14 protein-coding genes are annotated in these 12807 nt (G+C 68.8%); 7 read left to right on the top strand and 7 right to left on the bottom strand.

Annotation, left to right across the window (positions count from 1 at the left end; all coding sequences use genetic code 11):
• The first annotated feature begins 50 nt into the window (after nt 1-50).
• Genes IQ279_RS15335 through IQ279_RS15325 form a run of 3 tightly spaced genes read left to right on the top strand, consistent with a single transcriptional unit; the run spans nt 51 to nt 1722 of the window.
• Complete coding sequence (locus IQ279_RS15335; RefSeq protein WP_206349074.1) at nt 51-908, top strand: helix-turn-helix domain-containing protein; 858 nt, start codon at nt 51-53, stop codon at nt 906-908.
• A gap of 14 nt (nt 909-922) precedes the next feature.
• Nucleotides 923-1153 carry a DUF397 domain-containing protein gene (locus IQ279_RS15330; RefSeq protein WP_206349073.1) on the top strand — a complete coding sequence of 77 codons (231 nt, stop codon included), beginning with the start codon at nt 923-925 and terminating at the stop codon, nt 1151-1153.
• 41 nt (nt 1154-1194) lie between these two features.
• Nucleotides 1195-1722, top strand: a complete 528-nt coding sequence (locus tag IQ279_RS15325) for a GNAT family N-acetyltransferase (protein WP_206349072.1) — start codon at nt 1195-1197, stop codon at nt 1720-1722.
• Between the two features lie 117 nt (nt 1723-1839).
• On the opposite strand, the gene IQ279_RS15320 is transcribed toward IQ279_RS15325, so the two are convergent.
• From IQ279_RS15320 to IQ279_RS15295, 6 genes are all read right to left on the bottom strand, one after another.
• Nucleotides 1840-2577 carry a hypothetical protein gene (locus IQ279_RS15320; protein ID WP_206349071.1) on the bottom strand — a complete coding sequence of 246 codons (738 nt, stop codon included), beginning with the start codon at nt 2575-2577 and terminating at the stop codon, nt 1840-1842.
• 42 nt (nt 2578-2619) lie between these two features.
• Nucleotides 2620-3984: a hypothetical protein gene (locus IQ279_RS15315; RefSeq protein WP_206349070.1), complete on the bottom strand. Its 1365-nt coding sequence runs from the start codon at nt 3982-3984 to the stop codon at nt 2620-2622.
• Complete coding sequence (locus IQ279_RS15310) at nt 3984-4409, bottom strand: hypothetical protein (protein WP_206349069.1); 426 nt, start codon at nt 4407-4409, stop codon at nt 3984-3986. Before IQ279_RS15310 ends, IQ279_RS15315 begins: the two co-directional genes overlap by 1 nt.
• A gap of 394 nt (nt 4410-4803) precedes the next feature.
• Complete coding sequence (locus IQ279_RS15305; RefSeq protein WP_206349068.1) at nt 4804-5235, bottom strand: hypothetical protein; 432 nt, start codon at nt 5233-5235, stop codon at nt 4804-4806.
• 203 nt (nt 5236-5438) lie between these two features.
• Nucleotides 5439-6083 (bottom strand): NAD(P)-dependent oxidoreductase, encoded by a 645-nt coding sequence (locus IQ279_RS15300; protein ID WP_206349123.1) that lies wholly within the window; start codon nt 6081-6083, stop codon nt 5439-5441.
• 14 nt (nt 6084-6097) lie between these two features.
• Nucleotides 6098-7021, bottom strand: coding sequence for an EamA family transporter (locus IQ279_RS15295; RefSeq protein ID WP_307792368.1), 924 nt, complete (start codon nt 7019-7021; stop codon nt 6098-6100).
• Nucleotides 7022-7106: 85 nt separating this feature from the next.
• Between IQ279_RS15295 and IQ279_RS15290 the strand changes: the two genes are divergently transcribed.
• The 4 genes from IQ279_RS15290 (at nt 7107) to IQ279_RS15275 (ending at nt 11484) form a co-directional block, all read left to right on the top strand.
• On the top strand, nt 7107-7604 hold the full coding sequence (locus tag IQ279_RS15290; RefSeq protein ID WP_206349066.1) for a MarR family winged helix-turn-helix transcriptional regulator: 498 nt from the start codon (nt 7107-7109) through the stop codon (nt 7602-7604).
• Between the two features lie 84 nt (nt 7605-7688).
• Nucleotides 7689-8435: an alpha/beta hydrolase gene (locus tag IQ279_RS15285; protein WP_307792367.1), complete on the top strand. Its 747-nt coding sequence runs from the start codon at nt 7689-7691 to the stop codon at nt 8433-8435.
• Nucleotides 8436-9307: 872 nt separating this feature from the next.
• On the top strand, nt 9308-10909 hold the full coding sequence (locus tag IQ279_RS15280; RefSeq protein WP_206349065.1) for an alpha/beta hydrolase: 1602 nt from the start codon (nt 9308-9310) through the stop codon (nt 10907-10909).
• Between the two features lie 122 nt (nt 10910-11031).
• Nucleotides 11032-11484 (top strand): hypothetical protein, encoded by a 453-nt coding sequence (locus IQ279_RS15275; protein ID WP_206349064.1) that lies wholly within the window; start codon nt 11032-11034, stop codon nt 11482-11484.
• A 251-nt stretch (nt 11485-11735) separates the two neighbouring features.
• Here IQ279_RS15275 and IQ279_RS15270 read toward each other — a convergent pair whose 3' ends face one another.
• Nucleotides 11736-12704 carry a transposase gene (locus IQ279_RS15270; protein WP_206349063.1) on the bottom strand — a complete coding sequence of 323 codons (969 nt, stop codon included), beginning with the start codon at nt 12702-12704 and terminating at the stop codon, nt 11736-11738.
• Nucleotides 12705-12807 lie beyond the last annotated feature (103 nt).

The following is a 12807-nucleotide window of genomic DNA, read 5'->3' as shown; positions in this document are numbered from 1 at the left end:
CCACTTCTTCGACAAACTGATCTCTCGTCAAAGCTGTTGAAGGAGAACCCATGCCTGCCGACCCCACACCCACAGTCCGACGCCGTCGGCTGGGATCAGCGCTGCGGAGGCTGCGTGAGGCGAAGGACCTCACCCTGGAGGACGCGGCACGTCACCTGGAGTGCCACAAAGCGACGATCTCCCGTCTGGAGCTGGGTCGTTCAGGGGTGCGAACTCGCGACCTGCGTGCGTTGCTCTCGCTCTACGGCATCACCGACACAGCCCGGGTTGACGCCTTCCTGGAGATGGCACGCAAGGGGAAGGAGTCCGGCTGGTGGCAACGCCATGCCGGCGTACTGCGCCCCGGCTACACGGACTTCATCGAGCTTGAAGCCGAAGCAGCTGAGATCAGCTGTTACGAACCTCTTCTCGTTCCGGGACTTCTCCAGACCCGTGACTACGCTCGCGCTGTGATCAGCGCATATCCATCGGTGCGCACCGAGGAGGATGTCGAGCGCAGGCTCGAAGTGCGTACCAACAGGCAGAGCCTGCTGACCGATGGACGAGGTGTCCAGTTCTGGGCTGTGATCGGGGAAGCTGCTCTGCGCAGCAGGGTCGGCGGTCCGGGCACGATGGACCGACAGCTCCGCCACCTGCTCTCCCTGGCCGAGCTGCCCAACGTCACCCTTCAGGTACTTCCGATCGACGCCGGAGAGCATCCCGGCGGTAACGGACCGTTTGTGATCTTCACCTTCCCGTTGCCGGGGGAGAGCCAGGTGGTCTGCGAAGAAGGCCTGATCACGACCGTCTACCTGGACAGCCCCGACGAGGTGAAGACATACGCTGATGCCCTCGACGCACTACGCGCGGCAGCACTCAGCCCGCGCCAGTCCCATGCAGCGATCGCCGAGTTGCTGACCGGCCGGTAGAGGAGATGGAGCAGATGGCAAAGGAATCGAACAGCGCCCACATACCGGGCGACTGGCGCAGGTCCAGCTACAGCGGCGGCGAGGGCAACTGTGTGGAGGCCGCAGTTCTGCCCGGCGGGCAGCGCACCGTCGTGCGGGACTCCAAGGACCCCGCAGGGCCGGCGCTCGCCTTCGGCGCCGCGCCGTGGACGGCCTTCCTGGAGCGGGTACGCGCGGAGGGCCGAACGCCCACCGGCGGGGCGTAATCCCGTTGCCCGCACCCGACACGGCGGCGCAGACTGCCCCGGTGCTGATCCGACGCGAGAGACCCGCCGACATCCCCGCCGTACGCGCCGTGACCGGTGCGGCCTTCGCCGCCCGGTCACAGACGCCCGTCCCGGTGGAGGTCACCCTGCTGGACGAACTGCGCGGCTGCGAAGCGTGGTTGCCCGCGCTGTCGCTGGTGGCCGAAAGCCCTGGCGGCGAGGTCGTCGGCCATGTGGTGTGCACCCGGGGGCGCGTCGGCGCCGCGCCCGCGCTGGGGCTCGGCCCCATCGGCGTCCACCCCGGCCACCAGAGGCGCGGCACCGGCTCGGCTCTGATGCACACCGCACTCGGCGCCGCCGACGCCCTCGGCGAGCCACTGGTGGCCCTGCTCGGCGACCCCGCCTACTACCGCCGCTTCGGCTTCCGCACCTCCACCGAGTACGGCATCACCCCGACCGACCCGGCCTGGGGCGAGTACTTCCAGGTCCGCACCCTGACCGCGTACGACCCCGAAGACTCCGCCCTGCGCGGCGCCTTCACCTACGCCGAGCCGTTCGGCCGCGTGTGAGCGGGCAGAGAGCCGAAAACCCCTCCTGGGCACCACGCGATTCCGTGCGGGTCCGCCGTCCCGGACCCGCACGCGTTCGCGGCGAGCGACGGATACCCCGCTGACAGCGGACCCGGTTCAGGAGACGACGGCTCCTCCCAGATCGTCGGCCGCCTCGCGTCCCAGGGACCTGTCGCAGAACTGGATGGACCAGTTCCCCGCCGTGACGATGAACCTGGAAAGTTCCGGCACGCTGATGGCCAGGCGCAGCGCGTCGTCGCGCTCGGCGGACGTGCCATGCAGTTCCAGATAGGCGCAGGGCTCCTCCGACCGCTCCGTCACGCACGTCATCGCGTTCGCCGCGTCCTTCTCCCTCTCACGCCTCTCGCACCCCACGGAGGCATCCAGCGCGTCCGCGAGCGAGTCGAGCTCCGTGTAGCGAGGCTTCTTCGGAATGTCGGGCAGCGGGAGCAGCGGCGGAAGAACGACTGCGTCAAGCGCCTCGGCCACCTGGGGCGCGTATGCGGGCTTCAGCACGCTGATGTACCAGTTGCCGGCGGCGACGATGGTGCGGAAACGCGGGGGTGTTCGCCAACTGGCAACGGAGTCACCCACCTCATCACGGGTGAACTCCTCGGTACCGAGCACATGTACCTCGTTCTCGACCTTCACACCATTGATCTCAGCCGCGCAGTCGAGACCGGAGCCACCCCCCCTTCGCCGCAGGACCACACACTCGACACCGCTCCGCTCAAGTGCCGCCACCACCTCGTCCGCGGTATTGAACACCGGTTTCACCGGAACGCTCTCAGGGAGGGGGGTGAGCGGCTCCGTGTCCTTTCGCGTGAATGATGAGCAAGCGGTGAGAGCCATCACCAGGAGGCATGAGACCAGAGTCGGCACGGTTCTTCGCATGCCTCAGCCCCCCGCCGGGGGAATCGGGGGCGGAGCCGGGCTCGGGGACGGAGTGAGCGGACCGAGATCGGGATCCTTCTCGCCAACGCCGCCGACCGGGCCACCGTCGCTGTAGATCGGCTCGATATAGACGTCTCGCGGCACCGGGATCTGCGATTTCAACTGCTCCACGGCTTGATCGCGCTCTTCGTCCCCGAGATCTTCCCAGGCCATGGCGTCCTCCAAGTGCGGTTCGATCCTGTCCCAGTTCTCACCTCGGGACTTGATATCGCCTCCGCGCCGTCCGGATTCATCGCCGTACATCTCGTTCAACTCCCGGACCCCGGGGGTGTCGGCGGCATAGAGCACGAAGAGGTCCTTGTCCGACCTGGAACCGTATGGATCCTCCTTGAGTTCCTTCAGGTGATAGGCACTGAGCCGGACGTCCAACTGAGGGTCGGCCTCGATCTCAGCGGCGAGTTCGGCGTCAGTCAGCTCACTCATGTATCTTCCGTCGGTCAGTTTGAAGACCTCGCGGTTCCTCTCCAGAACCTCCCGCGCCGTTTCCAGCTTGATGTGGGTGATCCCCAACGACTTGTCCGGCTTCGGTCCGACGGCGAGGCTCCAGTTGAAGAGCCGGCCGAACTCGGTGACCGGTCCGCGCAGGCCCGGGCTGTGGTTCTGGTGCCACTGCTGCTCCTGCCACAGGACCGCCAGCAGAAGCTTCCGGCTCATGCCCGTCTCCAGCGCGGCCCGGTCCACCGCGGCGAGGACCGTCGGCGGGACGTTGATCCGGTGAAGCCCGTCGAGTCCGCCCGACAGACGCAGCGCGATGCCCAGCGGACTGTCGTCCTTGAGCGCGTCTCCCACCAGCTTCGGATCACCGATGTCGGTGAGACCTTCGATGGTGCGCAGGGCCCGCGCGGCCTCGATGTCCGCCCGGGTGGCCTTCGACAGCGCGGCGGAGATGACGTCGCGGGCGTGCTCCACCGGCTCCAGGTGCTGGCCGCCGTCCCTGGGGCCCATCACGGACCGGGCCGACCGCACACGGCCGCTGTCGTCCACCTTCAGGTCGTGCCTGCGCGCGTAGTCGAGTGCGCTGTGCAGGTCCCTCTGCGCGTCGGCGATGTCGTCGGCGAGACCGTCGTAGACGCGTGCCAGGGCGCGCAGGGCGACGGCGGCCGCCTCGTAGTCGTCGGCGTGCCTGACGAAGCGGCTGCGGGCGGCCTTGCCGGTGTCGCCCACCCAGCAGGTCCGTAGTGTCCCGGCCACCTCGTCACGGGCGTACGAGGCGAGCCCGTCGCACTGCTTCGCCGCGGCCACCGCGTCGTCGGCCGCGTCCCGCCACTTCCGGGGACTGGCGCTGTCGAGTTCCGGGACGGAGACCATCAGGCGCCCTCCAGCCAGCGGGACGACGCCCGGAGTCCGGCCGCCGTGGAGCGGTCCTGGTCGATCTGCTGGTCCATCGCCTCCGTCAGCGCGTCGGCGGCGTCCTCGACCAGATCGCTCAGACCGTGGAGCCGCCTCTGCCAGGCGTTCACGCAGCCGTCACTCGCGGCACCGGCAAGCCAACCGGAGTGACTTGTTCCCGCCGCCCGCGCATCGGCCAGCTTCGACTTCGACCGGGCCTCGGTGGTGGCCGTGCGGATACCCGACGCCTTCGACCGGACCGGTCCGTCCTCCAGCCCGAAGTCCGCGTCCGCCAGCTCGGCCCCTCCCCGGCCGCCGCCCTCCGCGGACTCGAGCCGTGTCCGCGCCTCGCGCCTGCGGTTCGCCTCCGCCACGAGCTGGTTCCACTCGTCGTCGAACGACATGTCCCCCCTCATATGCCCGGCCAGAGGCGAGCCGGGCTCCTGCCTCCACTGGTGCGGCCCCCGCTGGTACAGAGGCATCCTGCTTTACGGCCTTCTCCCGGGCAACGGCATACCGGCTGGTTTCCGACAGCCCCCGTTGCGCGGATCGGCTCACCGAAGGCATGAGCGGAACACAGGTACCGGAGCCGGTCGGCCATGGCGCGGGACACGGCCCGGTCGCCGGACAGGCCGAGGCCACGCTCTACGGCTGCGGCCCGTCCGTCGACCGCGTCCGCGTCAACGCGGACCGCACGACCTGCCCGGGCCCGGCCGGGGCAACGCGCTCCCCGCCCGTCCCCGTCACCCCGGCCTGCCTGTCGGGGGCACGGACAGGGCAGCGGTACCCGAGTGGCACCTAAGCGGATCGCCCGTAGTGCGGAGAGGAAGCCGGGAAGGCGCGGCGGTCCAAGCGGTAGCAGGCGACGAGCAGGGCAAGCAGGGCCGCGGCGACGGCCGCTATGTCCGGCCAGCCCCGGTAGGCGGCGCGGGCCAGGATGAGCAGGTCGAGCACGCAGACGGCCAGCAAGGGGACGGCGGACGACTTTCCTCCCAGGAGCGTGCGCAGCACCCGGGCGCAGACCCAGACGTTGAACGACGTCAGAAGCGCTCCGGCTGCCAGGGAGACGATGGTCGTCAACTCGGCCTGTCGCTCGGTCACCTGCGCGTCGGGACCCAGACCCCGGGCGAACATCGGGACGAAGAAGAAACAGTAGAGGACGATCGCGAGCGCCTGCCCCGTCAGCAGCACAAGAACCAGGGACAGCAGTGCACGGTGCGCCGGTCTCACACACTCCCCTTCGCGAGTTCACGAGCCGGGAGGCTCCCGGCGGCGGATGCCTCCATGGGACCGCAGACCACCCCGCGGACCTCGAAGTCTCCTCGGGTGCGACCGATGCAGCGCACTCGGCACAGTACCGCCAGACGGTCCGCAATGCCGTCGCCCACGTTCCGCGGGCTCCACCAGGGGCCGGGCGGACACCGGTTCCCGCGTCAGTACGCCACCGTGAACCGCCTGCAGTGGTGCCGGGGCTTCTCCGCCTCGTCCAGCAGGGCCACCGCCAGGTCGGCCACCGTGATGCGGGAGACGCCCTCGGCGTCGGTGACCAGTTCGTCGGCGCCCAGCCGGTAGCGGCCGGTGCGCTCCCCCGGCTCCAGCCGGGCGGGCGGGCTGAGGTACGCCCAGTCCGCCGTGGAGGTGTCGGCGCGGCAGATCTCCAGTTGCTCGGCGCCGGCCTCGGCGACGGCCCGCCAGTCGGGGTGGAGGTACCGCGGGTCGTCGAGGACGGTGCTGCCGCCGGTGCCGGGCACGGTCAGGCTTCCGGCACCGCCGACGAGCAGCAACCGGGCGCCTGCTTCGGCCGCGCCCGCCAGCAGGGCACGGGTGGCGGCGGCGAGTTCGCGCTCACGGCCGGGTGCCGGACGGGTGGCGCCGACCACCACATCCCGGCCGGTGCTCAGTTCGGCCACGTCCTCGGCGCTGCGGGCGTCGCCGGTACGGCCCAGGACGGTGGCGGGCAGCTCGGGCAGACGGGCCGCGTCGCGCACGACGGCGGTGACCCGGTGGCCCCGGGCCAGCGCCTCGGCCACCACCTGGCCGCCCACGCTGCCGGTGGCTCCGAAGACGGTGATGTGCATGGTCTTCATGGCTTTCAACTCCTCTGAGTTTCGGGGTTCTTGAATTCGGTGGACACGACGGGTACGGCGGGTGCGCCGGCGGCGGGACGGGGCCGGGTCTGGGCCGCGACGAGGGCGGCCAGGACGGTGAGCGCGCCCGCCGTCTGCGCCCAGGTCAGGTGCTGGCCGAGCACCAGCCAGCCGAGCGCGGTGGCGACCAGCGGGCTGAGCAGGCCGAGGAAGGTGACGGCGGTGGGCGACAGGGCGCGGATCCCCCGGAACCACAGGGCGTAGGCGAGTGCCGCGCCGACGACCGACAGGTAGCCGTAGCCGAGCAGGTTGCCGGCGGTCAGCCCGGCGGGCGGCGGCCCCTCGGCGGCCAGGGCTACGGGGAGCAGCAGCAGCCCGCCCGCGACGAGCTGCCAGCCGGTGACGGCGAGCAGGGGCGCGGGCGCGCTCCACCGCTTGCTGAGGACGACGCCGGTGGCCATGACGGCCGCGCCGCCGAGCGCGGCGGCGACGCCGACCGCGTCCAGTTGTGCGTCGGCCCGCAGGACGAGCAGACCGACCCCGGCCACACCCGCCACCCCGGCGAGCGCGGTGCGAAGGGTGAACCGCTCGCCCAGCACGGCGGCGGACAGCCCCGCGGCGATCAGGGGCTGCACCGCTCCGGCGGTGGCCGCGACGCCACCGGGGAGCCGGTAGGCGGCGACGAACAGCAGCGCGAGGAACACCCCGATGTTGAGGGCACCGAGCACGGCCGCCCGCCACCACCACTGCCCAGTGGGCAGGCGGCGGGTGAGAGCGAGGAGGAGGAGCCCGGCGGGCAGAGCGCGCAGGACGGCGGCCAGCAACGGGCGGTCGGGGGGCAGCAGTTCGGTGGTGACGAGGTAGGTGGTGCCCCAGATGGCCGGGGCCAGGGCGGTGGTCAGCAGGGTTCCAGCTCGATCGCTTAGCACTAAGCTAAAGTAACTCACCGCTAAGGAATCTGGCCGCGGCGGGTGACGCATCTCTCACCACTAAGACACCGGGTAGGGTGAGGCCATGGCCGATCACGTCGACCGAGTGCTGGAGCAGTGGGCCCGCGAACGCCCCGACATGGACGCCTCCCCGATGGGAGTGATCGGGCGGCTGGGCCGCCTCTCCCGGCTGATCGACGCCGAACTGCGCCGCACCTTCGCCGCCCACGGCCTGGACCACGCGTCCTTCGACGTCCTGGCCACCATGCGCCGCAGCGGGCCGCCGTACCGGCTGAACCCGGCCGAGCTGATGCGCTCGGCCATGGTCACCTCGGGGGCCATCACCCAGCGTCTGGACCGGCTGGAGGCGCGCGGCCTGGTGGCGCGCTCCCCCAGCGAGACGGACGGCCGCGCGGTGCACGTCACCCTCACCGAAGAGGGGCACGCCCTGATCGACCGGGTGCTGCCGGATCACCTGGCCACCGAGCACCGCGTCCTGTCCGGACTCACCGACGCCCGGCAAGGCGAACTCGCCGGACTACTGCGCGAGTTGCTTGAGTCCCTCGGAGACCGGCCGGACTGAGCCGGACGCGCCGACGGGCCTGCCGGAAGCCACCGCCCGCCGGATGCACGGCACCTTCGCCCGCGCCGAGTCGTTCTACCGGGCGTGAACGAGATCGCGGTCAGCACCGAGCAAGGCATCGTCCACGAACCCGGCGGCCTGTTACTGGACGTCCACCGGCCCACCCGCGGCCCGGCCACCGCGCCCACCGTCCTCCTCTGGCACGGCAGGGGGCCGAACGAGCGGGACGTACTCGCGCCGCTCGCCCGTCAGGCCGCCTCGCTGGGGCTGGTGGTCGTGGTGCCCGACTGGCACCCGGACGCGCCCGACGGCGGCTGGGGGCACCTGTCGGCGTCGGTGTGTTTCGCCCGGGAACGGGCGGGGGAGTTCGGCGGCGACGCCGAACGGATCGTGCTGGCCGGCTGGTCGCTGGGCGCGTACGCCGCGGTGAGCGTCGCGGTCCGGCCCGGCCTGATGGACGGATGGCGGCCCGCGGCGGTCGCCGGGATCGCGGGCAGGTACCTCTGGGAACGTCCGGAGATGGGGTTGGGCGACCTGAGTGACGCGTTGGGATCGACACCCGTCGATCCGGTGCCCGTCCACCTGCTCCACGGCACCGCCGACGACATCGCCCCCGTCCACCACTCGCGGGACTTCGTGCCCGTCCTCGACCGGTGGGGATGGCCGGTCACCCTCACCGAGACCAACGCCGACCACGCGGGCGCGGTGATGACCGAGTACGACCCCGCGCGGGAGCGCTGCGTCCCGGCCCGCAGTGCGGGCGCTCTGGCAGCCGGCCGCACCGCGGCCCGCGTCCTGGCCCGCGCCGCCGGTCTCCCCGTGCCGGGGTAGCCGTCCATGGGCGCGGTGCCTGGCGTTCTACACCGGGTCCGGTTTGGTCCCGGTGGCCTGCGCGGCGCAACGCCGGGTGGGGATGAGCATGCCCTCCGGCAGCCGGTGCTGGTCACCGGCGCTCTCCGGTGCTTCGGCGAGCGGAGGACGAGAGCCGTGAGTGCCTCGACGGCCTCGTGGGTGTAGCGCCAGGCGGTGTCGGTCGATACCCGAAGCGGGCTCCGAGCTGGACAAAAGTGTCTCCCTTGGCCGACCGGGTCGACAGTATGACCATCCAGCCCCAGAGGGTCAGTGCCCGTCAGGAGCCAATAACCTCAACCCTTCGGGTGGCGGCCGAACTATCCAGCCAGGAGGCCAGATCGGACGGCACATCAAGGGTGGCACGACAGGTGACTGCGAAGTTCCCTGCCCCGAGCGAGGGTTGGCACTACCTCAACGGACAGGAAGTCTCGCACATCACGGCTCCGCCCAGCGGACGCCACACGATCCGGGCACGATGGGGAGAGCTCGTTGGAGTAGAGTTTTCGGCATCACCCGACCAGACATAGCCGGGAGAAATTCACATGGGGGAAAAACTTGATGTCTCGCCGAGCGAGCTGCGTGCGTCAGCTCACGCGGCCGACACCATCTCAGGGGACTTGGAGAAGCCTCTGTCCAAAGCTCTAGGGGACATCACTGATGCCGCCGGATCTCTGCGCCACTGGTCCGTCGGCTCCCAACTCAAAAGCACCGGAGAGGGCTGGGGGGACGCTTTGGGGGCTCTGCGTGGCCGAATCGGCGAACACGCTGATGGCCTGCGGCTCGTGGCCGACGGACACGACAGCAACGAGCAGGAAGTTCTGAGCCGTTTCAAGGGATGGTGACAGACCATCATGCCCGAGTACTACTCCGAACTACTCCGCCAGGATTTCTCCGACCTTGAGGCCGCTTCCAAGTCATGGAGAGGGCTTGTCAAGAAGTTATCTGACGCCAAAAGCGAATCCGGAAGGAAAGTGTCGGGTCCGCTGCACGCTGCGGGTTGGGAAGGCGAAAGCGCCCATTACGGGTTCGCGGCTTTGGAAGCCACCGAGAGCAAACTCGGCACCGCAGGCACGAACGTAGGTCTCATAGCTTCGGTACTGGAAACCCTCAACGACAAGATGCAGGCGGCTCAGCGGAAACTACGCAACGCCGTTCACGATGCCGAGACAGCCGGCCACACCGTGACCGCCGATGGGTGGGTCGAACCCAAGCAAGCCATCGACCCGAAGTACCACAACGACCCCGATTACGAGGACCTCCAGCAAGAGGCGAACCGCGACCTCGGGTCCTACCGATCCCGTATCGGCGACGCGATCTCGGATGCTCGGACGGCCAGTTCACAGGCGGCCGAAGCGCTACGGCAGATCGATCCGTTCGACCTTGACAAACGGTACGGCGGCGAGAAGGCGCGCGAGGATGCGGAGAGGGTCGCCAAGTTCATGGGGCTCGACGAGAAGTCGATCCCGGACGGTAAACGCCCGAAGGAGAACGCCGACTGGTGGGTAGGGCTGGACGACAGCGAGAAGCGCGTCTACCTCGCAGCTTTCCCAGATCGGATCGGCGCACTGGACGGCCTGCCCGCCACCGTACGGGACCAGGCCAACCGTACTGTGATCGAAAACCAGTTGAACGACTACGCCCTACGGGAGAACTCGCTCGGCATCCAGGAGCGATCCGCGTACTCCTCCCTTCAGAAGCTCAAGAACCGCTTCGACCAAGCCGACACGGCACCCGAACACAAGAGGCTCTATGTCCTGGGCATCGGGACAGAGGGTGACGGCAAGGCGATCGTCGCCATGGGTAACCCCGACAAGGCCGATCACACTGCTGTCCTGGTTCCGGGCACGGACACGGACCTGGGCAACATGCCGGGCCAGATCGCGCGAATCGACAGGCTCCAGGAAGCAGCCCTGTCGCAGAGCCCCAACGAGGATGTCTCTGTCATCAGCTGGCTCGGCTACGACGCACCGGAGATCGACGGCAGCGTGGCCAGCAAGGGGCGGGCCGAGGAGGGGGCTCCGGACCTGCGTGGCTTCACTGAAGGCAGCAGGGTCGCGCACGAGGGCGAACGCGGGCATCTGACCGTGATCGGCCACAGTTACGGAGCCAACACGGTGGGAGTGGCCGCCAGCGAGGGTCGCGGACTGGACGCGGACGACATCATCGCCCTGGGCAGCCCGGGGATGGGAGTCGACAAAGCCAGTGATCTGCAAGTGGACCCCGGCCATGTGTGGGTCGGTGCCACTCAGCAGGACCGAATCGTAAAGCACTTCTCCGACCTGACACTCGGAATCAATCCCGCCCGGGAAGAGTTCGGTGCACAGCCCATGGCAGTAAATGACGGAGGTCACAGCAGTTACTGGGATATCGGCAAAGAAAGCCTGATCAATCAGGGAAGCATCATCGTCGGGCGTCAGCCCAGGCTGGGGAACCACTATCACGGAGATGAATAGTGAATGAATCTCGCAGACGAGGATGGAACAAACCTACTCATCCCTGGACAGGGAAATTGAAGTCCACAATATTCAAAATATTCACAGTTACCGCTTTTGTTGCCATCTTGACAGGAGGCTGCATGTCCGGTGAGGTTAATGAACCTCTCCCTCGAATGAGTAAGAAGAAAGCGGAGGAGTGGGCACGCCACTTCACCGATTCGATGGCCCGGTCAGCCGGTGTGAAAATCTCACAGAAGACAGTAAATCCCACGTTTCACGAATGCGTGGGAAAGAACGACGAGGTGGCCGAGGATGGAAGGTTCAACCTAGATTACTATTCGCGAGCCCCCCTGAAAGTAGCCGACCATGCCGAATCGGTAAAGAAGATCCGAGAGGATCTAAAAAGAAACGGTTACAAAATCGACGGCTATCAGGAGATCCATGGAGAAAATCCCTCGGTAATCCTGGATGCCTCGGACCCGGATAAGGGTTTCAGTATTTCGGTTCGCGGTTACCACCCTGATGACGAGCTTTTCTTCTCCATCAGCACCCCTTGTCTACTCCCACCCGGCGCGACGCAGCAACAGTTCTGAGGGACATCGTGCACACAGGTTCAGCAGCATGGGGAGCGTCCACCCCCGGCGACGGGTATGCACCTCCGCTGCAACGGCCACACATTAGCCTCGATCTTTCGTGAGGGTCCGCCGACGGAGTCGGCGGACCCTCACGCGTTCTGTTCCTGAGTCCGGGCAGGCCGAGGGCCCGGCTGTCGCGTCGGGTGGGCGCCGGTTTCCACTGCTCCGGGTCGGGATGGTGCTGCTCGTCGGGACGGGGAATCCGCTGGTCAGCCGGGGTTGGGCAGGAGGGCGAGCCGGTCGAGGACGGCGGTGATGTGGCCGGTCCAGGGCCAGTGCCGGGCCAGCCGGAGGATGCGGCGCCGACCGGTGGTGACCAGCTGTCCGGCCGCGGAGAACAGGCGCAGCCGCAGGCGGCGGGGCTCCCAGAGGCGGGCCTTTCCGGTCAGGGCGAGCATTGGCAGCCAGGCCAGCAGATCCAGGGCGAGCTGGACGATCTCCAGCCAGATCCGGTTCTGGGCCGTGCGGTGCAGGGGCGGGTTGCGCAGGCCGGTGGCCCGTGCGGCCCGGATCCGGTCCTCGGCCCGGGCCCACAGCCGGTGACGGAGCTCGAGCTCGGCGATCGGCTGGTCGGCGGTGTTCGATCCCGCGTTGCCCGGCCTGAGCAGGGCCGCGACCGGTTCACCCGTGCCGCCCGGTCCGTGGTCGACGAACCCCATCAGCGGGTGGTGGCCGTAGGTCCGCTTCCACGTGGGTGCGGCGTCTTCCTTGTCCGAGTGCGCGATCACCAGCACCCCGTCGAGGTCCACGGTCACCGTCCCGCCCGCATCAGGCGCTTTTCGGTCGGCCAACCGCCAGACACGTTGGCGGGCTTCAGCCCGCGCGGCACGGATAGCCCGCAGGGCCTTCTCCCCGGAGACTGCGAGGGTGTCGATGAGGCGGGAGACCGTCGGGTCGGAAGCCACCGACCCGAACACGGCCGGCTCGGCCCGCAGCATGGCGACATCCGCGAGGCAGTCCCCGCCCAGCGCGACCGCCAGCGCGAGGTCCAGCAGGATCTTGCCCGGATCGTGCACCGCCCGGGGCTTCCGCCACGGCGTCAGCGCCGCTGATATCACGGTGTCCAGGCCGGCCTTACGGACGGTCTCGACCAGCAGCACGCCCCCGGCCTGCGAGACCACCGCCCGGCCGCCGCCCTCGATACGGACACGCGGGTAGGACCCGATACGCTTCTTCACCTGGAGAGTGCTTCTTTCCGTGCAGCCGACAGGACCCTAGACAAGTCCCATCGTTGCAGGCCAGGAGCACTCTCCGCTTATTTGATCAAGCCTCGGACACCCC

Source organism: Streptomyces verrucosisporus (assembly GCF_017114865.1).
In the GTDB taxonomy this organism is placed as follows: Bacteria; Actinomycetota; Actinomycetes; order Streptomycetales; family Streptomycetaceae; genus Streptomyces; species Streptomyces fenghuangensis.
Note: the sequence above shows the minus strand (reverse complement) of the source record. Positions and strands in the feature narration are given on the sequence as shown.

What these genes read in the sequence shown, in the direction of transcription:
- IQ279_RS15335 (WP_206349074.1), top strand. Translation starts at nt 51, where the DNA reads ATGCCTGCCGACCCCACACCCACAGTCCGACGCCGTCGGCTGGGATCA.
- IQ279_RS15330 (WP_206349073.1), top strand. Translation starts at nt 923, where the DNA reads ATGGCAAAGGAATCGAACAGCGCCCACATACCGGGCGACTGGCGCAGG.
- IQ279_RS15315 (WP_206349070.1), bottom strand. Translation starts at nt 3,984, where the DNA reads ATGGTCTCCGTCCCGGAACTCGACAGCGCCAGTCCCCGGAAGTGGCGG.
- IQ279_RS15310 (WP_206349069.1), bottom strand. Translation starts at nt 4,409, where the DNA reads ATGTCGTTCGACGACGAGTGGAACCAGCTCGTGGCGGAGGCGAACCGC.
- IQ279_RS15300 (WP_206349123.1), bottom strand. Translation starts at nt 6,083, where the DNA reads ATGCACATCACCGTCTTCGGAGCCACCGGCAGCGTGGGCGGCCAGGTG.
- IQ279_RS15290 (WP_206349066.1), top strand. Translation starts at nt 7,107, where the DNA reads ATGGCCGATCACGTCGACCGAGTGCTGGAGCAGTGGGCCCGCGAACGC.
- IQ279_RS15280 (WP_206349065.1), top strand. Translation starts at nt 9,308, where the DNA reads ATGCCCGAGTACTACTCCGAACTACTCCGCCAGGATTTCTCCGACCTT.
- IQ279_RS15275 (WP_206349064.1), top strand. Translation starts at nt 11,032, where the DNA reads ATGTCCGGTGAGGTTAATGAACCTCTCCCTCGAATGAGTAAGAAGAAA.